The sequence below is a fragment of the Streptomyces sp. TP-A0874 genome (assembly GCF_001748085.1).
Classification (GTDB): Bacteria; Actinomycetota; Actinomycetes; order Streptomycetales; family Streptomycetaceae; genus Streptomyces.
This window is the reverse complement of the sequence record NZ_BBZK01000008.1, coordinates 90,270-111,320: the sequence shown is the minus strand read 5'-3', so window position 1 is coordinate 111,320 and position 21,051 is coordinate 90,270. Positions and strand designations below refer to the sequence as shown.

Below are 21,051 nucleotides of genomic sequence, written 5' to 3'. Positions count from 1 at the left end.
CTCCATGTCAGACGCCAAAACGCCGAAGAAGGCGCCGCAGGCGGACACGGCCTCGTCCCACACGGTCCTGGAAGGGCGGCTCGGATACCAGATCGAGTCCGCCCTTCTGGTGCGTGCGCTGACCCATCGTTCCTTCGCCTACGAGAACGGCGGTCTGCCCACCAACGAGCGGCTCGAGTTCCTCGGGGACTCGGTGCTCGGCCTGGTGGTCACCGACACGCTGTACCGCGGCCACCCGGACCTGCCCGAGGGGCAGCTGGCCAAACTGCGGGCGGCGGTGGTCAACTCGCGAGCCCTGGCGGAGGTGGGCCGCGGCCTCGACCTGGGGGCCTTCATCCGGCTCGGCCGGGGCGAAGAGGGCACCGGCGGCCGGGACAAGGCGTCGATCCTCGCGGACACCCTTGAAGCAGTGATCGGCGCCGTCTATCTCGACCAGGGACTGGAAGCGGCGTCGGAGCTGGTGCACCGGCTCTTCGACCCGCTGATCGAGAAGTCCTCCAGCCTCGGTGCCGGCCTGGACTGGAAGACCAGCCTCCAGGAGCTGACCGCTACGGAGAGCCTGGGCGTCCCCGAGTACCTGGTCAGCGAGACCGGGCCGGACCACGAGAAGACCTTCACGGCTGCAGCCCGCGTCGGTGGTGTCGCGTACGGCACCGGCACGGGCCGCAGCAAGAAGGAAGCCGAGCAGCAGGCCGCCGAAGCCGCCTGGCGGGCGATCCGGGAGGCCGGTGAGAACGCGGCGGCCGAGGCCGGAGAGGCCGGAGAGGCCGGCGAGGCCGGAGAGGCCGGTGCGCCGGCTCCGGAGAGCGGGGCGGACGGGGACGCGCAGCGCGCCGCGAGCCCGGGTGCCCCCACCCCCGAGGCGGCGGAGCCGGGATAGGCGGTCGTGTGACCGGGCGCCGCCGGTGCCCGCTGTACCTCAGCTCCCGGAGGGATCTCCGGGAGCTGAGCCGTGTCACACGCCCCTGACGAGGAGAGGAACCGATGCCCGAGCTGCCCGAGGTCGAGGTGGTCCGAAGGGGCCTGGAGCGCTGGGTGAGCGGCCGCACCATCGCGACCGCCGAGGTGCTGCACGCTCGGGCGATCCGCCGTCACCAGGCCGGTGCGACCGACTTCACGGACCGACTCCGGGGCCGCACGGTCGGCCCGGCCCGCCGGCGCGGCAAGTACCTCTGGCTGCCGTTGGGGCAGACCCCGCAGCCGGGTGCGGCTGCCGACCCGGCCGACGGCATCGGAGCGGTGCTCGACCCGGTCGGGCGGGCCGTGGCCGCCCCGGGACCCGCGGCCGGGGCAGGGGAGTCCCTCCTCGGACACCTCGGTATGAGCGGCCAGTTGCTGGTCCAGCCCGAGGACGCCCCCGACGAGACCCATCTGCGGGTCCGACTGCGCTTCGCCGACGACACCGGAACGGAGCTGCGCTTCGTGGACCAGCGGACCTTCGGCGGGCTGTCGCTGCACGACTGGGCCCCCGGTGCTGAGGACGGTCTGCCCAGCGCGATCGCCCATATCGCCCGCGACCCGCTGGACCCGGAGTTCGACGAGAGCACCTTCCACACCGCCCTGCGTCGGCGGCGCACCACCGTCAAACGGGCGCTCCTCGACCAGTCGCTCATCAGCGGCGTGGGCAACATCTACGCCGACGAGGCGCTCTGGCGGGCCAGACTCCACTTCGACCGGCCGACCGCCACCCTCACCCGTCCGCGCACCCTCGAACTGCTGGGCCACGTCCGCGATGTGATGCGAGCGGCACTGGCGGCCGGCGGCACCAGCTTCGACGCCCTCTACGTCAACGTGAACGGTGAATCCGGCTACTTCGAGCGTGCCCTGGACGCCTACGGACGGGAGGACGAGCCCTGCCGGCGCTGCGCAGCGCCGATACGGCGGCGTCCGTGGATGAACCGGTCGAGCTACTTCTGCCCCCGCTGCCAGCGGCCCCCCGTCGTTCGTCGAGCGGCCTGAACGCGGCCGGCTCCCGGTGTCCCGGCCGGTGCCACTCCCTGAGTGCCGACGGTGCGCCGTCCGAGTAGCGTGCCCCCTATGAACGAAGACGTCCGCCTCACCGTCTGGGTCCGAGGAGCCGTCCAGGGGGTGGGGTTCCGCTGGTACACCAGAGCGAACGCGCTCGAGATCGGCGAGCTCTCAGGATTCGCCTCGAACCTCGAAGACGGCCGGGTGCAGATCGTGGCCGAAGGGCCGCAGCCGAAGTGCCAGCGGTTGCTGGAGTGGCTCAGGGTGGGTGACACGCCCGGTCGGGTGGACGGGGTGACCGAGATTTGGGACACACCACGCGGCGGATACCAAGGCTTCTCGATTCACTGAAAAGCGCCACGAATCGAAAACAAGTCCGATTCTCCGCTGCGGGCGGGTTGCCGGGCCGGGGTGCCGGACAGAGATCAACAAAGCGCGAATGGCCTGGTGGTTGCCAAGGAGGCGCTGTCATGCGAGGCTGCCTGACTAAGAATGATCTAGACGCCCCACGGACCGGGAATGATCAGCGAATGGCGGCCGACCGAGAGATCCGCCGCCCCCGAGCCGCGCGATGCCCGCGGCCGTCCGAGTGTACGGGGTGTGATCGTGTTGACCGTCAAACCATTTGGTGAGATTCTGGAATCCCCCCGCACCCTACCTGTTTGACATCGAGAACACTGGTGATGGCAGACACCGGGTGCGTTTCCCTCACGACCCACACCGCTTCGGTCGGTCACTCATTGTGGAGGACCATCCATCATGGCAAAGGCGCTTCTCGGCTACGTCGGCGGTTCCGACCCGCGACTCATCTCCGAGATGCGACGGCTCCAGCAGCGCGTTCAGGACCTGGAATCCGAGCTCGTCCGGATGCAGGCTGAGAACGAAGCCCTGTCGGCCGCCGCCCATCACGGAGACTCGCTGCTCGGTGGTATGGACATCGACGTATCCCAGGCGGAGCCTGCGCTCACCTGACCTGTACCCCAGGCCGGTCGCGCGGGGCAACTGCCTGAGACCCTGCAAGGGACGCTTCGGCGTCCCTTCTTTCTTGCGCCCCTGCCGTCCGATGCTCCTCCCTCCATCGTCTGATGTGCCCTGCGCCTTCCCCGGTGAAACCGAAAGGGGAGTCGCTCGAAGAAAACACCGCGGCCCGCGGACCGCCGAAGAGGGCGACACTCGGGGACAAGCGGGAGGTAAAGTCCAGCGGCGTGCATCTCAAAGCTCTGACGCTGCGCGGGTTCAAATCCTTCGCCTCCGCCACGACACTGCGGTTCGAGCCCGGTATCACCTGCGTGGTGGGCCCCAACGGCTCCGGCAAGTCCAATGTCGTGGACGCGCTGTCGTGGGTGATGGGCGAGCAGGGAGCGAAATCCCTCCGCGGCGGCAAGATGGAGGATGTGATCTTCGCCGGGACCACCGGCCGTCCGCCGCTGGGCCGCGCCGAAGTCTCCCTCACCATCGACAATTCCGATGGTGCGCTGCCAATCGACTACGCCGAAGTCACCATTACCCGGATCATGTTCCGCAACGGCGGCAGCGAGTACCAACTCAACGGCGACACATGCCGACTGCTCGATATTCAGGAGCTGCTGTCCGATTCGGGTATCGGCCGGGAGATGCACGTCATCGTCGGGCAGGGCCAGCTCGACTCCGTGCTGCACGCCGACCCGATGGGCCGACGGGCCTTCATCGAGGAGGCGGCCGGCGTCCTCAAACACCGCAGGCGCAAGGAGAAGGCGCTGCGGAAACTCGACGCGATGCAGGCCAACCTGGCGCGTGTCCAGGACCTCACCGACGAACTGCGGCGACAGCTCAAACCACTCGGCCGGCAGGCGGCCGTGGCCCGCCGGGCAGCCGTCATCCAGGCGGATCTCCGAGACGCCCGGCTGCGGCTCCTCGCCGACGACCTCGTCACGCTGCGCGAGGCGCTGCGCGCCGAACTCGCTGACGAGGCGGCGCTCAAGGAGCGCAAGGAAGCGGCGGAGGAGGCGTTGGACGCGGCGCAGCGGCGCGAGGCCGCTCTGGAGGAGAGGGTGCGTGAGCTGTCCCCGCGGCTCCAGAAGGCCCAGCAGACCTGGTACGAACTCTCCCAACTGGCCGAGCGGGTGCGCGGCACCATCGGACTGGCCGACGCACGCGTCAAGAGCGCCGGCAACGCACCGGTCGAGGAGCGCCCTGGCCGGGACCCCGAGGACCTTGAGCGCGAGGCGGCCCGGATCAGGGAACAGGAGGCGGAGCTGGAGGCCGCACTGGAAGCGGCCCAGCGGGCACTGGAGGACACCGTCGCCCACCGTGCGGAGTTGGAACGCGAGCTGGCGCGCGAAGAACGCCGGTTGAAGGACGTCGCGCGGAGCATCGCCGACCGGCGCGAAGAACTGGCCAGGTTGCAGGGGCGGGTCAACGCCGCCCGGAGCCGGGCGGGTTCGGCGCACGCCGAGATCGGCCGGCTGTCGGAGGCCCGCGAGGCGGCGGCCCAGCGGGCGGTGGCCGCACAGGAGGAGTACGAGCAGCTCAAGGCCGAGGTCGCCGGGCTCGACGCCGAGGACGAGGAGTTGACCGGTCGCCATGAGGAGGCCAAGGCCCGTCTGGCGGAGAGTGAGGACGCGCTGAACCAGGCTCGAGAAGCCCTCACCGCGGCGGAGCGGAAGCAGGCCGCCACCGCCGCCCGCCGGGAGGCTCTGGCCCTGGGGCTGCGCCGGAAGGACGGCACCGCAGCGCTGCTCGGCGAAACCGACCGGATCGCCGGCCTGCTCGGGCCGGCCGCCGAACTGCTCACCGTCGCGCCGGGTTTCGAGGTTCCGGTCGCAACCGCCCTGGGCGCGGCGGCCGACGCGGTGGCCGTGGCCGACCCGGCGACCGCCGCCGAAGCGCTGCGGCTGCTGCGGACGGCGGACGCGGGGCGCGCCGCCCTGCTGCCGGGCACGGCACAGGCGGGCGCGGACGGGGAACTCTCGGCAGTTCCGGCCGCGCGGAGTGGCTCAGCCGCGGTGTCGGCGGAGGGGTTTCCCGGCCAGGCGACGGATTCCCCCGCCGGCACGGCGGGGAGCGGACCGCGGGAGGAAGTCGGCAGCCGTTCCGACGCGGAGACACCCGCCGCAGCCACCGGGCCGCCTTCCGCCGAGTCGGCGGACACCGCCCCGGAGCCAGGTGGGCAGCAGGCCGCCGCGGCCGTCGCCCAGGGCAGCGTCAGGGAGGCCGCCGAGTTGGTGAGCGGTCCGCCGGAGCTCATGCCCGCGGTACGGCGCTTGTTGGAGCGGGTGGTGGTGGTCGACACCCTGCGGGACGCGGAGGAACTGGTGGCCGGCAGCCCGTGGCTGACCGCCGTCACGGCGGACGGCGACCTGTTCGCGGCGCACTACGCGCAGGGGGGCTCGGCCGGAGCGCCCAGCCTGCTCGAGGTGCAGGCGTCCGTCGACGAAGCCGAGGCCGAGTTGGAGGAGTTGGCCGAACGGTGCGCTGAGCTGTCCGCCGGACAGCAGCGCGCGGAAGCGGAGCGTGCCCGGTGCGCCGCGCTCCTCGAGGAGTTGTCGGCTCGGCGAAGCGCCGCGGACCGGGAGAAGTCGGCCGTCGCGCAGGCGCTGGGGCGGCTGGCGGGCCAGGCCCGGGCGGCGGCCGGTGAGGCGGAGCGGGCTGCCGAGGCCGCGGCCCGGGCCGAGGAAGCGCTGGCACGCGCGACCGAGGAGGCCGAGGAACTCGAGGAACGACTGCGGACCGCCGAGGAGATGCCGGCCGAGGAGGAGCCGGACACCTCGGTGCGGGACCGGCTCGCCGCCGACGGCGCCAACGCCAGGCAGACCGAGATGGAAGCCCGGCTGCAGGCGCGTACCCACGAAGAGCGTGCCAAGGGGCTCGCGGGCCGCGCGGACTCGCTGGACCGGGCCGCCAGGGCCGAGCGAGCGGCCCGGGCCAGGGCCGAGCAGCGCCGGGCCAGGCTCCGGCACGAGGTGTCGGTGGCCTCCGCGGTCGCCGACGGAGCGCGCCAACTGCTCTCACACGTCGAGGCGTCGCTGGTCCGGGCCGAGTCGGAACGCCTGGAGGCGGAGCGCACCAAGGCGGAGTGGGAGGCGGCCCTGACCACCGAGCGCGACCAGGCCCGCATGCTCAAGAGCGAGCTGGACAAGCTGACGGGCTCGGTGCACCGGGGCGAGGTGCTGGGGGCTGAGAAGCGGCTGCGGATCGAGCAGCTGGAGGCCAGGGCACTGGAGGAGTTCGGCGTCGAGCCGGCCGGCCTGGTCGCCGAGTACGGCCCGGATCAACTGGTGCCGCCGTCCTCGGCCGGCGATCACCCGAGCCGTCCCGAGGACGGGGCCGGCGAGGCTGCCGACGGTGAGACGGAGGGGGCGGCGGAAGATCAGCCGGGCCGGCCCTACGTCAGGGCGGAACAGGAGAAGCGGCTCAAGGCGGCCGAGCGGGCCTACCGGCAGCTCGGGAAGGTCAACCCGCTCGCCCTGGAGGAGTTCGCCGCCCTGGAGGAGCGGCACAAGTTCCTTACCGAACAACTCGAGGACCTCAAGAAGACCCGCGCCGACCTGCTGCGCGTGGTCAAGGAGGTCGACGAACGGGTGGAGCAGGTCTTCACCGAGGCCTACCGGGACACCGCCGCCGAGTTCTCAGGGGTCTTCTCCCGCCTCTTCCCGGGCGGTGAGGGCCGGCTGGTCCTCACGGACCCGGACAACATGCTCACCACGGGGGTGGACGTCGAGGCGCGGCCACCCGGAAAGAAGGTGAAGCGGCTCTCCCTGCTGTCCGGCGGCGAGCGGTCGCTGACGGCGGTGGCCCTGCTGGTGTCGATCTTCAAAGCCCGGCCCAGTCCGTTCTACGTGATGGACGAGGTGGAGGCAGCGCTCGACGACACCAACCTGCAGCGACTGATCCGCATCATGGAGGAGTTGCAGGAGAGTTCCCAGCTGATCGTGATCACCCACCAGAAGCGGACGATGGAGGTCGCGGACGCGCTTTACGGTGTCTCGATGCAGGGAGACGGGGTCTCCAAAGTGATCAGTCAGCGGTTGCGCTGACGAAACCCGGACGCCGCCCGGGCGAGCCGAGCACGGCGGAGCGCCCGGGCGGAGGCCGGTCGACCATACTGAGGGCGTTATGGAAATCGTCATCCTTGCTGTAGTCATCGCCGTGGTCGTCATCGGTGCGATCAGCGGCCTCGTGATCGGTACGCGCAGGCGCAAGCAGCCGCCCGAGAAGCCGACGAGCACGCCGACCATCACGGCACCGCCTGCCGAACCCCGGGTCGGTGAGGAACCCGAGACGGGGCGGGAGGAACCGCGCCGGACGATCGAAGAGGTCGATCTACCACCGAGCGGCGCGACCGTCGCCGAGGCTCCGGTCGAGGTGGCGCCGCCGCCCGCGATCGAGGTCCCGGAGCCGACCGCCGGCCGCCTGGTGCGGCTTCGCGCCCGGCTCTCCCGCTCGCAGAACACCCTGGGCAAGGGCCTGCTCACGCTCCTCTCCCGGGAACACCTCGACGAGGAGACCTGGGAGGAGATCGAGGACACCCTGCTCACCGCCGACGTCGGAGTGACTCCCACCCAGGAGCTCGTGGAGCGGCTGCGGGAGCGGGTGAAGGTGCTCGGCACCAGGAGCCCGGAGGAACTGCGTGTCCTCCTCCGGGAGGAGCTGCTGAAGCTCGTCGGTACGGAGCAGGACCGCGGCGTCCGCACCGAGGGCGGTCTGGACGTACCGGCCACGGTCATGGTCGTCGGAGTCAACGGGACGGGTAAGACGACGACCACCGGCAAACTCGCCCGGGTGTTGGTGGCCGACGGCCGCAGCGTGGTTCTCGGGGCGGCCGACACCTTCCGGGCTGCCGCCGCTGACCAGTTGCAGACCTGGGGCGAGCGGGTGGGCGCCCGGACGGTCCGCGGCCCGGAGGGCGGGGACCCGGCGTCGGTCGCCTTCGACTCGGTCAAGGAAGGGATCGCCGAGGGGGCCGACGTGGTGCTCATCGACACCGCCGGCCGGCTGCACACGAAGGCCGGGCTCATGGATGAGCTGGGCAAGGTCAAGCGGGTGGTTGAGAAGCACGGACCGCTCGACGAGGTGCTCCTGGTGCTGGACGCCACCACGGGGCAGAACGGCCTGGTCCAGGCGCGGGTCTTCGCCGAGGTGGTCGACATCACGGGCATCGTGCTCACCAAGCTGGACGGTACCGCCAAGGGCGGCATCGTGATCGCCGTGCAGCGCGAACTCGGGGTGCCGGTGAAGCTCATCGGTCTGGGCGAGGGGGCAGATGATCTCGCACCGTTCGAGCCGGAAGCCTTCGTCGACGCGCTGATCGGCGGTTGAGCGGCGGCGGGCGCCGCAGATCGCCGCCGCCCCCGAGACACCGCGGGCCGCCCCCTCCACCGAGTGGGGCGGCCCGATCTCATGAAGGACCGGACTCCGGGTGACGGGGCGCTGGGCGCTCCGGGCCGTACGGCCCCGTCCGGTCAGCTCCTCGACCGGTGGCAGACATAGGCGAGGGTCCCCAGCAGCAGCCGGGCCTGCGGCGGCTGTACCGCGCTGTCCAGCGTCGGCGCCCGCAGCCACCGAACCGGACCGCGACCCGCCAGGTCGGACGGCGGAGCGGTGATGTGGTTGCCCGTCCCCAGACACCGCAGATCGAGGTCGGCGTCGTCCCACCCCATCCGGTAGAGCAGCTCCGGCAGCGCGGCCGCGGCACCCGGCGCCACGAAGAACTGGACCCGGCCGAGCGGCGTCACGGTGATGGGGCCGAGCGGCAGACCCATCCGCTCCAGTCGGACGAGGGCGCGCCGACCGGCCGGTTCGGAGACCTCGATGACGTCGAAGGAGCGGCCCACCGGCAGCAGCACGGTGGAGCCCGGCGCCGCGGTCCAGGCTCCGGCGACCTCGGCCAGGGTGGTCCCCGCCTTCACCTCCCGGGCCGTTCGCAGTGGGTGCGCGCCGGGCAAGGGGCAGTGCGCCGCCCCACAGGAGCATTGGACGGGGCCGTCCTCGCCCCCGGAGCTCCGGGCCCGTGCCCCCGGGACCACATCCCACCCCCACAAGGCGGTGTACTCCGCCACCACGGTGGATTCCGGCGGGCGGGAACGCCGCCGTACGCCGGAACGCAGGTCCCGGATGCCGCCGATCGTGAAGCCCATGCCTCCTCCAACGGTGATCCGAGCGAGTGGTTACGATCCGCAGTCACGTGTGACGGAGAGTGTTGGCTGCTCGCCGGCCGGCTCGAGCGCCGGGTCCGGAGGGCGCGGACCAGGGTGTGGGAGAGGCGGACGTGGAGCGAGGAGGCGGTGTCGACATACGGACAACTCGCCCGGGTTTCGCGGGGGGACAGTCCCAGTGAAGCGTTAAGCGCGAAGGAGGGGTTCATTCGAAGGGGTGGCGAATGGTGGCGTTTTCTGGGACCGGGGGCCGAAAGAGTGACGGCGGCGCTACGTTCTGTTGCATGAGACTCCGGAATGTCACGCGGGTTTATGCCAGTTCTGGTGACTGCGGAGTACCCCTTCCGAGCAGGACCCCGTATTGCTTCGGCGGTCCTGGTCTGCGGGAGCCCTCGAGCGGACAGACTCCGGGGAGGCGAGGGAACGTGCGGCCTCCCACCGCCGCACGGCGATCCGGTGGGGACGGCGCGAACGGGAGGGCGCTCCGGTGGTCGGCGGCGGTGACGGTATGAACCCCGGAAAGTGCCCGAACGAGCAGTTGACCTCCTGGTTCCTGCGCAGTGGCTGGTCGAAGGGCGAACTCGCGAGGCAGGTGAACCGGCGCGCTCGGCAGCTCGGGGCCCACCACGTCAGTACGGACACCTCCAGGGTCCGCCGCTGGCTCGACGGAGAACAGCCGCGGGAGCCGATCCCGCGGATCCTGTCGGCCCTGTTCTCGGAGCGCTTCGGCTGCGGGGTGGCGGTCGAGGACCTCGGCCTGCGGCAGGAACACCGGCCGTCCTCCGCCTCCGGCGTCGACCTGCCCTGGACGGGACCGGAGACGGTCTCGATGATCAGCGAGTTCACCCGCAGCGACCTGATGCTGGGACGGCGCGGCTTCCTCGGCGGCGCGCTGTCCGTGTCCGCCGGCCCGTCGCTGGTCGAACCCATGCAGCGCTGGTTGGCCCCGGCGGGCCAGCCGCCCGGGCCGTGGGACGGCCCGGCCGCGGCCCAGTCCCGGGAGCGGCCCCGGCGCCCGCCGCGCCTCTCGGAACCGGAGCTGGATCTGCTGGAGGCCGCCACGGTGATGTTCCGGCGGTGGGACGCGCAGTGTGGGGGAGGGCTGCGGCGGAAGGCGGTGGTCGGCCAACTGCACGAGGTGATGGAGCTGCTGCACGAGCCGCAGCCGCCTGCAGTCTCCCGGCGGCTGTTCCGGGTAGCCGCCGAACTCTCCGGGCTGGCGGGGTGGATGAGCTACGACATCGGTCTCCAGCCCACCGCCCAGAAGTACTTCGTGCTGGCTCTGCACGCGGCGAAGGAGGCCGAGGACCGGCCGCTCGGCTCGTACCTGCTCTCCAACATGAGCCGGCAGATGATCCACCTGGGGCGCCCGGAGGACGCCCTCGAACTGATCCACCTGGCGCAGTACGGCAGCCGGGACTGCTCCACCGCCCGCACTCAGGCCATGCTCTACGCGGTGGAGGCCCGCGCGTACGCCAACACCGGTGCGCCCAGCAGGTGCAAGCGTGCCGTCCGGATGGCCGAGGACGCCTTCGAGGAGTCGACGGAGAGCGGCGCCGAGGCCGACCCGGACTGGATCCGCTTCTTCACGGAGGCGGAGCTGAAGAGTGAGAACGCCCACTCCTATCGCGACCTCGCCTATGTGGCGGGGCGCAGCCCCACCTACGTCTCGCTCGCCGAGCCCCTGATGGCGAGGGCGGTCGAGCTCTTCCGCCACGACGAGGTGCATCGCCGGTCCTACGCGCTGAACCTCATCGGCATGGCTACGGTGCACCTTCTGCGGCGTGAACCGGAACACTCGGCCACCCTGGTGGAGCAGGCGCTGCCGGTAGCCAGCCGGGTGCGCTCGGAGCGCGTCAACACCAGGCTGCGCAAGACCGTCGAGCAGGCCACCCGGGAGTTCGGCGGGGTGGCCGAGGTGATCGAACTCACCCACCGGCTCAACCGCTACCTCCCCGAAACCGCACCTGCCACGCAGGCGGTCTGACCGGGGTCGGGGGCGGGCGATCGCGCCGGCGGTGCCCCGCGGTGAAGACCGCACCGGGGCCGGGCGGATACCCTTGGGGGTCAACCGCTCTCCGTCACCGATCCGAGGATTCGCGACCGCCGTGTTCGACACTCTTTCTGACCGCCTCGCAGCGACGTTCAAGAACCTCCGGGGCAAGGGCCGTCTGTCCGAGGCGGACATCGACGCCACGGCCCGCGAGATCCGTATCGCCCTGCTCGAGGCCGATGTCGCCCTGCCCGTGGTGCGCGCCTTCATCAAGCAGGTAAAGGAGCGGGCCCTCGGAGCCGAGGTCTCCAAGGCCCTCAACCCGGCGCAGCAGGTCATCAAGATCGTCAACGAGGAACTGGTCGGTATCCTCGGCGGCGAGACCCGCCGGCTGCGTTTCGCCAAGACCCCGCCGACGGTCATCCTCCTGGCCGGCCTCCAGGGTGCGGGCAAGACCACCCTCGCCGGGAAGCTGGGCCGCTGGCTCAAGGCGCAGGGCCACACGCCGCTGCTGGTCGCCTGTGACCTCCAGCGTCCGAACGCCGTCAACCAGTTGTCGGTCGTCGGTGAGCGCGCCGGGGTCGCGGTCTACGCGCCGGAGCCGGGCAACGGGGTGGGCGACCCGGTCAAGGTGGCTGCCGACTCGGTCGACTACGCCAAGGGCAAGCAGCACGACGTGGTCATCGTCGACACCGCCGGACGGCTCGGCATCGACGAGGAACTGATGCGGCAGGCGGCGGACATCCGGGACGCCGTCCGCCCGGACGAGATCCTCTTCGTGGTCGACGCCATGATCGGACAGGACGCGGTGAACACCGCCGAGGCCTTCCGCGACGGCGTCGGCTTCGACGGAGTGGTCCTCTCCAAACTGGACGGCGACGCGCGCGGTGGCGCCGCGCTCTCCGTGGCGCATGTCACCGGGCGCCAGATCATGTTCGCCTCCAACGGCGAGAAGCTGGACGACTTCGACGCTTTCCACCCCGACCGGATGGCCTCCAGGATCCTCGGGATGGGCGATCTGCTCAGCCTCATCGAGAAGGCCGAGCAGACCTTCAGCCAGGCCGAGGCCGAGAAGATGGCCTCCAAGCTGGCGAAGGGCCCCAAGGAGTTCACCCTGGAGGACTTCCTGGCGCAGATGGAGCAGGTCCGGAAGATGGGCTCGATCTCCAAGCTGCTCGGAATGCTGCCGGGGATGGGCGAGATGAAGGATCAGATCAACAACCTCGACGAGCGGGACGTCGACCGCACCGCCGCGATCATCAAGTCGATGACCCCGGCCGAGCGGCAGGACCCGCACATCATCAACGGCTCTCGCCGGGCCCGCATCGCCAGGGGCTCGGGCGTCGAGGTCAGCGCGGTGAAGAGCCTGGTGGAGAGGTTCTTCGAGGCTCGCAAGATGATGTCCAAGATGGCGCAGGGCGGCGGCATGCCGGGGATGCCGGGGATGCCGGGCGCACCGGGAGGTGGCGCCCGGAAGAAGAAGCAGCAGAAGGCGGCCAAGGGCAAGCGGCGCAGCGGTAACCCGATGAAGCGGAAGGCCGAGGAACAGGCCGCCGCGGAGCGGCGGGCGGCCGGGGCGGCTCAGGGGAGCCCGTTCGGCGGGGGCGGTGCCGAGGCCGACTCCTTCGAGCTGCCGAAGGAGTTCCGGGACATGCTCCCGCCCTCGGAGAAGTAACGGGGTGTAGGCTGACTGTCGCGGACCGTCAGTCGGTGGATGTGTTGCGGCCGGTCGCCGACGGCCGGCCGCTCCCGAGTTCCCATTTCAGTGTTGCGTGGGTCTCCAGTCGCGCCGGTTCTGCGGTTTTGTCAGCGACTGTCCTGGTGTGCCCGGGATCGCGGTGGAAGCGGCGGAGCCGCCCATCGTGCTGCTGCATGGCGTAGTAACTGACTGGTAGGTGCAAATTATTTGGGATGCCCCGGAATCGGAACACCTGGGCACTCTTGCTCGTTAAGCACGACGTGAGCACGACACCACTTGTTCTTGCCGCAGAGCTGGCCCACGCGTGGTCGGACATCCAACGACAACACCCGGAGCTGCCGGATCTCGCCGAACCCGAATCGCTGATCGGCGAGTCCTCGTCCGCATGCGGTTCCGAACTCTCCTTCGAGCGGTTGCTCCACGAGGCCGTACACGGAATCGCCGCGGCGCGCGGCGTCCGCGACACCTCCCGGGCAGGCCGCTACCACAACCGCAGATTCCTGGCGATCGCCGAGGAGCTGGGGTTGGACCACTCCGAGGAACCGCACCCGAGCAGCGGCTTCTCGCTGGTCTACCTCAGCCCCGAGGCGCGCAAGCGGTACCGCTCCACCAGTGAGCGGCTGCAGCGGGCGCTCAAGGCGTACCGCGCCGCGACCGCCGCCACCGGCAACGGCCGCAGCTTCCGCGGGCCGGCCGCGCGGCACGGCTCCTCCGGGGGCGGGGTGCGGGTCAAGGCGGTCTGCGACTGCGGGCGCAACGTCCGGGTCGTTCCCTCCGTCCTGGCGCAGGCCCCGATCGTCTGCGGTGGGTGCGGGAAGCCGTTCCGCATCCCCGAAACGGTCGCCGCCGCCTGACGGCCCGCTGTCCGGGCACCCTTGGCGCACGGCCCTCCGCCGGGGTGTGGCAGAATAATCCGCTGAGCACTCGCCAGCCGGCATGGACCCCTCTCTCCTACGGCTGACGCGTCCATCGAGCGCTTCGACCCCACAACCCCACGTGGGTGACGGCCGCGTTCAAACACGTCATAGAGCAGGAGACACCACTCCCGTGGCAGTCAAGATCAAGCTGAAGCGACTGGGCAAGATCCGGTCGCCGCACTACCGCATCGTCGTCGCCGACTCCCGTACCCGCCGCGACGGTCGGGCCATCGAGGAGATCGGTCTGTACCACCCGGTGCAGAACCCCTCCCGCATCGAGGTCAACTCCGAGCGCGTGCAGTACTGGCTGAGCGTCGGTGCGCAGCCGACCGAGTCGGTGCAGGCGATCCTCCGGGTCACCGGTGACTGGCAGAAGTTCAAGGGCCTGCCGGCTCCGGAGCCGATGCAGGTCGCCGAGCCCAAGGCCGACAAGCGCGCCGTCTTCGAGGCCGCTGCCAAGGAGTCCGCCGACGAGCCGAAGGGTGAGGCCGTCACCCCGAAGGCGAAGAAGTCGGACAAGAAGGCTGGCGACGCGGCCGAGGCCGCGGCGTCCACTGAGTCGACCGAGGCCTGAGGATGCTCGAGGAGGCCCTCGAGCACCTGGTGAGAGGGATCGTCGACAGCCCGGATGACGTGCAGGTCACCGCGCGCGACCTGCGTCGCGGGCGGGTGCTCGAAGTCCGGGTCCACCCCGAGGACCTCGGCAAGGTGATCGGCCGGAACGGCCGCACCGCGCGTGCTCTGCGCACCGTCGTAGGCGCCCTGGGCGGACGTGGGGTGCGCGTCGACCTCGTCGACGTGGACCAGATCCGCTGAGCGCTCCAGCGCCCACAGAGGCCGGGAGAGGCCAACGCCTCCCCGGCCTCTGCCGATCGTGTCCCCCGAGTCCGGGGACGTCGTACCGCCCCCGCCCCGCGGCTCGCCGGACCGGCGGTTGGCGACGGGGGCGGGAAGAAGCCGCTCAGCAAACGGAGGGAGCGCAGTGCAACTGGTAGTCGGGCGGATCGGCCGGGCCCACGGCATCAAGGGCGAGGTCACGGTCGAAGTGCGCACGGACGAGCCCGAACTGCGGCTCGCACCGGGGGCGGTCCTGGCCACCGACCCCGCCTCCGCCGGCCCGCTCGCCGTGGCGACCGGCCGGGTCCACAGCGGCCGCCTGCTGCTCAGCTTCGAAGGGGTGACCGACCGGACGGCCGCGGAGCAGCTGCGGAACACGCTCCTGATCGCCGAGGTGGATCCCGAGGAGAGCCCCGAGGACCCCGAGGAGTTCTACGACCACCAGTTGATCGACCTGGACGTCGTCACCGCCGACGGGGAGCCGGTCGGGCGGATCGTGGAGATCTCGCACCTGCCCTACCAGGACCTCCTGGTGGTACGGCGGCCCGGCGGTGGGGAGGCGCTCATCCCGTTCGTGGCCGAGGTGGTCCCCGAGGTCGACCTCGCCGAGCAGCGCATGGTCGTCACGCCGCCGCCCGGGCTGCTCGACGACGACCGGGCCGAGGCGGCCGAGCCCCCGTCCGGGACGGACGGCGTGGACCGGCCATGAGGATCGACGTCATCACGATCTTCCCCGAGTACCTGGAGCCGCTGAACGTCTCACTCGTCGGGAAGGCCCGGGCCCGTGGGCAGTTGGACGTCCGGGTGCACGACCTCCGGCGGTGGACGCACGACCGGCACCACACCGTCGACGACACCCCCTACGGGGGTGGCCCCGGAATGGTCATGAAGCCGGAGCCCTGGGGGGAAGCACTCGACTCCGTCATCGACTCGGACACGGGCGGGGCCCGGCCGACCATCGTGGTGCCCACACCCAGCGGGCGCCCGTTCACCCAGGCGCTCGCCGTGGCGCTCGCCGAGCGGCCGTGGCTGGTGTTCACACCGGCCCGCTACGAGGGCATCGACCGTCGGGTGATCGAGGAGTACGGGGCCCGCCACGAGCTGGTCGAAGTGTCCATCGGGGACTACGTGCTGGCCGGCGGGGAGGCCCCGGTGCTGGTGATCACCGAGGCGGTGGCCAGGCTGCTGCCCGGGGTGCTCGGGAACGCCGACTCCCACCGGGACGACTCCTTCGCGGCCGGCACGATGGCGGACCTCCTGGAGGGGCCGGTCTACACGAAGCCGCCGGAGTGGCGCGGCAGAGAGGTCCCCGAGATCCTGCTCAGCGGCCACCACGGCAGGGTCGCCCGCTGGCGCCGGGACGAGGCCCTGCGCCGCACGGCCGGCACCCGCCCGGACCTCATCGGGCGGGCCGACCCGGCCGGCTTCGACAAGAAGGACCGCGCGACCCTGGCCGCCCTGGGCTGGGAGGAGATGCCCGACGGCCGATTTGGGCGGTCGGGACAGGCCGTGGAAGAATAGACCGCTGCTGTGCGTCCGGTGTGCGCCCCTGCCACAGGGGGATCGCCGCCCGCCCGGCGCACCCCGCCTATCGGCGGACCCCCGACAGTCCTCCAGATCCCGTTGATGACCTGTGGCATCGACGAAGAAAGCAGACGGCATGAACCTTCTCGACAGCGTCGACTCGGCGTCGTTGCGCACCGACGTACCGGCTTTCCGCCCCGGCGACACCGTGAACGTCCACGTTCGCGTCGTGGAGGGCTCGCGCTCGCGTGTCCAGCAATTCAAGGGCGTGGTCATCCGCCGCCAGGGCTCCGGCATCCGGGAGACCTTCACCGTCCGCAAGGTGAGCTTCGGTGTCGGCGTGGAGCGGACCTTCCCGGTGCACACCCCGGTGCTGGAGAAGATCGAGGTCGTCACCCGCGGTGACGTGCGCCGCGCCAAGCTGTACTACCTGCGCGACCTCCGCGGCAAGGCCGCCAAGATCAAGGAGCGGCGCAGCAGCTGAATCGCCGGTGGTGGTCCGGAACCGGCCGGATAAACTCTCGGTTCCATGGACACCGACCGACAGCTCCCGGAGCGCGACTGCTCTCCCGACCCCGGACAGGGGCGGGAACGGCGGTCGCGCTCCGTCCGTTCTCAGCTGGGAAAGCCGGTGGACTGGCTGTACCGCGGGGGGCCGTGGAGGCGGGTAGGGGTGTTGGTCGGATGTTGCGCCGTGTTCCTCGCGCTGCTCAGCGCCTACGTGGTCCAGCCCTTCCGTATCCCGAGCGGGTCCATGGAAAACACTCTGCGGGTCGGGGACCGGGTACTGGTGAACAAGCTCGCGTACCGGTTCGGTGCCGAACCCCGCCGTGGCGATGTGGTGGTCTTCGACGGCACCGGGGTGTTCGTGCACGACCGCCCCGCGGGGGGCTCTGCGGTGATCGGAGCGATACGGGGGGTGGCCGCGGCGGTGGGGCTGGTGCAGCCGGCTGAGACCGACTACGTCAAGCGGGTCATCGCGGTCGGCGGTGACCGGGTCACCTGCTGCGACCGGCGGGGGAGGATCGAGGTGAACGGGGTCGCCCTGGAGGAGGGGGACTACCTGCACCCCGGTGACGCCCCGTCCGAGGTACCGTTCGACACCGTGGTACCGGAGGGGCGGCTCTGGGTGATGGGCGACCACCGCAGTGACTCCCGGGACTCCAGGGACCACCTCGGCGAGCCCGGTGGCGGCGTGGTCCCCGTCGACCAGGTCATCGGCAGGGCCGACTGGATCGGCTGGCCCTTCGGGCGCTGGAGCACGACACCCCGGCCCGACGGCTTCGGCGCCGTACCGGACGCCCCCGCCGCGGAAGCGGGCGGCACCCATGGGTAGACGCGGGAAGCCGAAGGACGGCAGACAGCCGGTCTCCGACGAACCGGGGGCGCAGGCATCCGAGGAACCGACCACCAACACCGGTGGCCGGGCCGAGCGCCGCAGACTCGCCAAGCGGGTCAGATGGCGCCGCCGTCGATCGGCCCTGAAGGAGATCCCGATCCTCGTCGGGGTGGCCCTGCTGATCGCCCTGGGCCTGAAGACCTTCCTGGTGCAGGCGTTCGTCATCCCCTCCGGCTCGATGGAGCAGACCATCCAGATCGGTGACCGGGTGCTGGTGGACAAGCTGACCCCGTGGTTCGGCTCCAAGCCCGAGCGGGGCGACGTCGTCGTCTTCAGGGATCCGGGCGGCTGGCTGGAGAAGGGGCAGACCGACCCGCGGGAGGCCCCGGTGGGCATCAAACAGGCGATGGGGGCGTTGACCACCATCGGACTGCTCCCGTCCGCCGATGACCAGGACCTGATCAAACGGGTGGTGGCCGTCGGTGGGGACACGGTGAAGTGCTGTGACGAGAAGGGCCGTGTCACGGTCAACGGGACGCCGCTGGTGGAGCCGTACCTCTACCCGGGGAACCGGCCGTCGGAGGTGGAGTTCGACGTGAGGGTGCCCGCTGGGCGCCTGTTCATGATGGGCGACCACCGTGCGGCCTCGGCGGACTCGCGCTACCACCTCGACGAGGAGGGCCACGGCACGATCCCCGAGAGTCTGGTGGTGGGACGCGCGGTGGCGATCGCCTGGCCGTTCGCCCACTGGAGACACCTGGAGGAACCGGCGACGTACGCTTCGGTTGCGGAGGGCGGGGAGACCGCCGCCGCGCCGGCCGGGCAGGCCCCTCTCCCGACCGCGCGGGCACAGCCCCGTGCCGGCTCCGTGGACCCGGATCCGGTCGGGAAAGTGCAAGGAAAGATTCAACTCCCGACCCCTGCGGAACTCCCGCTCGTTATGGGAGTGGTGGGCCTGCACCGGATACGGGACAGGCGGCAGCGCGATGTGAGGAGTGGATGTGGGGGATTTGGCCGTCGACGACCGATCCGGTCGCGAAGAGCCGGAAGAAGGCTCGGAGGGCCTCACCGCCCCCTCGGGTGACGGCGAGGCGAACGCTGGAGACGGCTCCGAGCCGTCCGAGGAGGAGACGCGCAAGCACCGGGCGGACGGGCAGAAGCCGCGTTCCTTCTGGAAGGAACTGCCGATCCTCATCGGTGTCGCGCTCGTGCTGGCACTCTTCATCAAGACCTGCCTGCTGCAGGCGTTCTCGATCCCCTCCGACTCGATGCAGAACACCCTGCAGCGGGGCGACCGGGTCCTGGTGGACAAGCTGACCCCGATGGCCGACAAGCTGACGCCGTGGGTCGACTCCAGCCCGAAGCGCGGTGAGGTGGTCGTCTTCCATGATCCGGGCGGCTGGCTGGGGGAGACCGCCGTACCCGAGTCCGGGCCGATCGCCAGGGGTATCCAGGCAGCGCTGAGCTTCATCGGGCTGATGCCCTCCGCGGAGGAGCAGGACCTGATCAAACGGGTGATCGCGGTCGGTGGTGACACGGTCGAGTGCAAGGGCGGCGACAACCCGGTCAAGGTGAACGGCAAGGCGCTCGACGAGCCGTACCTCTACCCGGGGAGTACTCCCTGCGGGGACAAGCCGTTCGGACCGCTGAAGGTGCCCGAGGGGCGGATCTGGGTGCTCGGCGACAACCGGCAGAACTCCCTGGACTCCCGCTACCACCAGGACCTCTTCGGTAAGGGGACGGTCTCCGAGGAGAACGTCGTCGGGCGCGCCGTCGTCGTGGCCTGGCCCGTCAACCGCTGGTCGACGCTGCCGGTGCCGGAGACCTTCGACCGCCCCGGACTGAACGCCGCCGCGGCCCCGCCGGCCCTCGGGCTGGCGGGCGCGGTGCCGATCGTCCTGTGGCGGCGCCGCCGGAAGTGAAACGAAGCGGTCGCGGGCAGCCCGGCGAGACCGGCTGACCGGCTCCGGTACTGCCCGGTAGGGTGCGGTCCCAGGTCTTCGACGCGGGAGCTGGGATGAGCGGAGCAGGGCGCGGAAACGGTGGCCGGCTGGGCAATCTGCTGTCCGGGTGGGCCGTGGGCATCGGTTCCCTGCTGTTCCTCGGGGGGTTCGTCTACGGCGCGGTGCTCTACCAGCCGTACACCGTTCCGACCGACTCGATGGCCCCCACCATCGGCGTCGGCGACCGGGTGCTCGCCCAACGGGTGGACGGCGGGGCGGTCCACCGCGGGGACGTGGTGGTCTTCAGCAACCCGCTCTGGGGCGACCTGCCGATGGTCAAACGGGTAGTCGGCACCGACGGCGACCGGATCACCTGCTGCGACGAGCAGGGCCGACTTCGGGTCAACGGGAAGGCGATCGACGAACCGTACGTCAGCGAGGGCAGCGGCAGCGCGCCGACGCTCTTCAGCGCCACGGTGCCGAAGGACCACCTCTTCCTGCTGGGCGACCACCGCGACGCCTCACTGGACTCCCGGGAGCACCTGGACGACGGAGAGCAGGGCTCCGTCCCCCGCTCGGCCGTGGACGGGCGCGTCGAGGCGCGGGCCTGGCCGCTGGAGGGGCTGGGGATGCTGCCGCGGGCGACCTCCTTCGACACCCTCTCGGGCGGCAGCTCCGAGTCGGGACCGCTGCCGATGCTCGCGGTGGCCGTACTCCTCGGGGCGCTGCTGATCTTCGGTGGCGCGTCCTACGGGTCGCTGGCGAACCGCCTCGGTCCGGCCCGCCGGGCCGGGAAGGCGGGTGGCTGAGTGAGCGCACCGGTGCGGCGGCGGGTGGCCAGGGTCGTCCTCTTCGGTCCGCAGGACCGGATCCTCCTGATGTACGGGTTCGAACCATCCAACCCTCGATCGACCTGGTGGTTCACCCCTGGCGGCGGGGTCGAGCCCGGTGAGACACGGGAAGCGGCTGCGCGTCGGGAGGTCGAGGAGGAGACCGGGATCCGGGACCTCCGGCTCGGTCCGGTGCTGTGGCAGCGGAACTGCTCGTTCGTCTTCGACGGCCGTCGCTGGGAGCAGGACGAGTGGTTCTACCTCGGCCGCACCGAGCAGACCAGGACCGAGACGACCGGCCAGACGGAGCTGGAGCGGCGCAGTGTGGCGGGCCTGCGGTGGTGGACGGTCGAAGAACTGTTCACCACGCATGAGACGGTGTATCCCATGGGGCTCGCGGAGCTGCTGCACACGCTGCTCGCGGACGGTCCCCCGAGTGCGCCGGTGACTCTGGAGCCCGAGCGGAACTGACGCACAATGGGGGGACGCACGGTTGAAGGGGAACGCTCATGAGCGCCGAGGACCTCGAGAAGTACGAGACCGAGATGGAGCTGAAGCTCTACCGGGAGTACCGCGACGTCGTCGGTTTGTTCAAGTACGTGATCGAGACCGAGCGTCGTTTCTATCTCACCAACGACTACGAGATGCAGGTCCACTCCGTTCAGGGTGAGGTGTTCTTCGAGGTGTCGATGGCGGACGCCTGGGTGTGGGACATGTACCGGCCGGCTCGTTTCGTCAAGCAGGTTCGGGTGCTGACGTTCAAGGACGTGAATGTTGAGGAGCTCAATAAGAGCGATCTCAACGTGCCCGGGGAGAGCGGCTTCAACGACTGAGCCGGCTCGGTCCTCCGGGCGACGGCCGCATCCGG

21 protein-coding genes are annotated in these 21,051 nt (G+C 70.8%); 20 read left to right on the top strand and 1 reads right to left on the bottom strand.

Features of this window, described 5'->3' with window-relative positions:
* Positions 1-4 precede the first annotated feature (4 nt).
* The 6 genes from rnc (at position 5) to ftsY (ending at position 8,265) form a co-directional block, all read left to right on the top strand.
* Positions 5-880, top strand: a complete 876-nt coding sequence (rnc, locus tag BGP73_RS14945; RefSeq protein WP_069814988.1) for a ribonuclease III — start codon at positions 5-7, stop codon at positions 878-880.
* Between the two features lie 104 nt (positions 881-984).
* Entirely contained in the window at positions 985-1,959 is a 975-nt protein-coding gene (gene mutM, locus BGP73_RS14940) for a bifunctional DNA-formamidopyrimidine glycosylase/DNA-(apurinic or apyrimidinic site) lyase (RefSeq protein WP_069814986.1), read from the top strand.
* A 78-nt stretch (positions 1,960-2,037) separates the two neighbouring features.
* On the top strand, positions 2,038-2,319 hold the full coding sequence (locus tag BGP73_RS14935; protein WP_069814984.1) for an acylphosphatase: 282 nt from the start codon (positions 2,038-2,040) through the stop codon (positions 2,317-2,319).
* A 408-nt stretch (positions 2,320-2,727) separates the two neighbouring features.
* Complete coding sequence (locus BGP73_RS14930; protein ID WP_069814982.1) at positions 2,728-2,940, top strand: hypothetical protein; 213 nt, start codon at positions 2,728-2,730, stop codon at positions 2,938-2,940.
* A gap of 233 nt (positions 2,941-3,173) precedes the next feature.
* Positions 3,174-6,983: an AAA family ATPase gene (locus tag BGP73_RS14925; protein WP_069814980.1), complete on the top strand. Its 3,810-nt coding sequence runs from the start codon at positions 3,174-3,176 to the stop codon at positions 6,981-6,983.
* A gap of 79 nt (positions 6,984-7,062) precedes the next feature.
* The gene (ftsY, locus tag BGP73_RS14920; RefSeq protein ID WP_069814978.1) at positions 7,063-8,265 is read left to right on the top strand and encodes a signal recognition particle-docking protein FtsY; all 1,203 of its coding nucleotides are present in this window, start codon (positions 7,063-7,065) and stop codon (positions 8,263-8,265) included.
* A 143-nt stretch (positions 8,266-8,408) separates the two neighbouring features.
* Here the strand turns inward: ftsY and BGP73_RS14915 are convergent, their stop codons facing one another.
* A complete protein-coding gene (locus tag BGP73_RS14915) occupies positions 8,409-9,083 on the bottom strand; it encodes a bifunctional DNA primase/polymerase (protein ID WP_069814976.1) in 675 nt (224 codons plus the stop codon).
* A gap of 526 nt (positions 9,084-9,609) precedes the next feature.
* On the opposite strand from BGP73_RS14915, the gene nsdA reads away from it, so the two are divergent.
* The 14 genes from nsdA (at position 9,610) to BGP73_RS14845 (ending at position 21,016) form a co-directional block, all read left to right on the top strand.
* Positions 9,610-11,088, top strand: a complete 1,479-nt coding sequence (nsdA, locus tag BGP73_RS14910) for a transcriptional repressor NsdA (RefSeq protein ID WP_079127566.1) — start codon at positions 9,610-9,612, stop codon at positions 11,086-11,088.
* Between the two features lie 121 nt (positions 11,089-11,209).
* The gene (gene ffh, locus BGP73_RS14905; protein ID WP_069814972.1) at positions 11,210-12,769 is read left to right on the top strand and encodes a signal recognition particle protein; all 1,560 of its coding nucleotides are present in this window, start codon (positions 11,210-11,212) and stop codon (positions 12,767-12,769) included.
* Between the two features lie 236 nt (positions 12,770-13,005).
* Positions 13,006-13,647, top strand: coding sequence for a hypothetical protein (locus BGP73_RS14900; protein WP_079127540.1), 642 nt, complete (start codon positions 13,006-13,008; stop codon positions 13,645-13,647).
* 193 nt (positions 13,648-13,840) lie between these two features.
* A complete protein-coding gene (rpsP, locus tag BGP73_RS14895; RefSeq protein ID WP_069814968.1) occupies positions 13,841-14,284 on the top strand; it encodes a 30S ribosomal protein S16 in 444 nt (147 codons plus the stop codon).
* Positions 14,285-14,286: 2 nt separating this feature from the next.
* A complete protein-coding gene (locus BGP73_RS14890) occupies positions 14,287-14,526 on the top strand; it encodes an RNA-binding protein (RefSeq protein ID WP_069814965.1) in 240 nt (79 codons plus the stop codon).
* A 166-nt stretch (positions 14,527-14,692) separates the two neighbouring features.
* Positions 14,693-15,256, top strand: a complete 564-nt coding sequence (gene rimM / locus BGP73_RS14885) for a ribosome maturation factor RimM (protein WP_069814963.1) — start codon at positions 14,693-14,695, stop codon at positions 15,254-15,256.
* The gene (gene trmD, locus BGP73_RS14880) at positions 15,253-16,068 is read left to right on the top strand and encodes a tRNA (guanosine(37)-N1)-methyltransferase TrmD (protein ID WP_069814961.1); all 816 of its coding nucleotides are present in this window, start codon (positions 15,253-15,255) and stop codon (positions 16,066-16,068) included. Before rimM ends, trmD begins: the two co-directional genes overlap by 4 nt.
* Positions 16,069-16,207: 139 nt before the next feature.
* Complete coding sequence (gene rplS / locus BGP73_RS14875) at positions 16,208-16,555, top strand: 50S ribosomal protein L19 (RefSeq protein WP_069814959.1); 348 nt, start codon at positions 16,208-16,210, stop codon at positions 16,553-16,555.
* A 45-nt stretch (positions 16,556-16,600) separates the two neighbouring features.
* Positions 16,601-17,407 (top strand): signal peptidase I, encoded by an 807-nt coding sequence (gene lepB, locus BGP73_RS14870; RefSeq protein ID WP_079127539.1) that lies wholly within the window; start codon positions 16,601-16,603, stop codon positions 17,405-17,407.
* Positions 17,400-18,494, top strand: coding sequence for a signal peptidase I (gene lepB / locus BGP73_RS14865; RefSeq protein WP_069814955.1), 1,095 nt, complete (start codon positions 17,400-17,402; stop codon positions 18,492-18,494). The genes lepB (BGP73_RS14870) and lepB (BGP73_RS14865) overlap by 8 nt, the downstream gene beginning before the upstream one ends.
* Positions 18,421-19,332, top strand: a complete 912-nt coding sequence (gene lepB, locus BGP73_RS14860; protein ID WP_069814953.1) for a signal peptidase I — start codon at positions 18,421-18,423, stop codon at positions 19,330-19,332. The genes lepB (BGP73_RS14865) and lepB (BGP73_RS14860) overlap by 74 nt, the downstream gene beginning before the upstream one ends.
* A gap of 95 nt (positions 19,333-19,427) precedes the next feature.
* Positions 19,428-20,162, top strand: coding sequence for a signal peptidase I (gene lepB / locus BGP73_RS14855; protein ID WP_069814951.1), 735 nt, complete (start codon positions 19,428-19,430; stop codon positions 20,160-20,162).
* Entirely contained in the window at positions 20,163-20,654 is a 492-nt protein-coding gene (locus BGP73_RS14850; protein WP_069814948.1) for an NUDIX hydrolase, read from the top strand.
* 38 nt (positions 20,655-20,692) lie between these two features.
* Positions 20,693-21,016, top strand: a complete 324-nt coding sequence (locus BGP73_RS14845; protein ID WP_069814946.1) for a DUF2469 domain-containing protein — start codon at positions 20,693-20,695, stop codon at positions 21,014-21,016.
* Positions 21,017-21,051 lie beyond the last annotated feature (35 nt).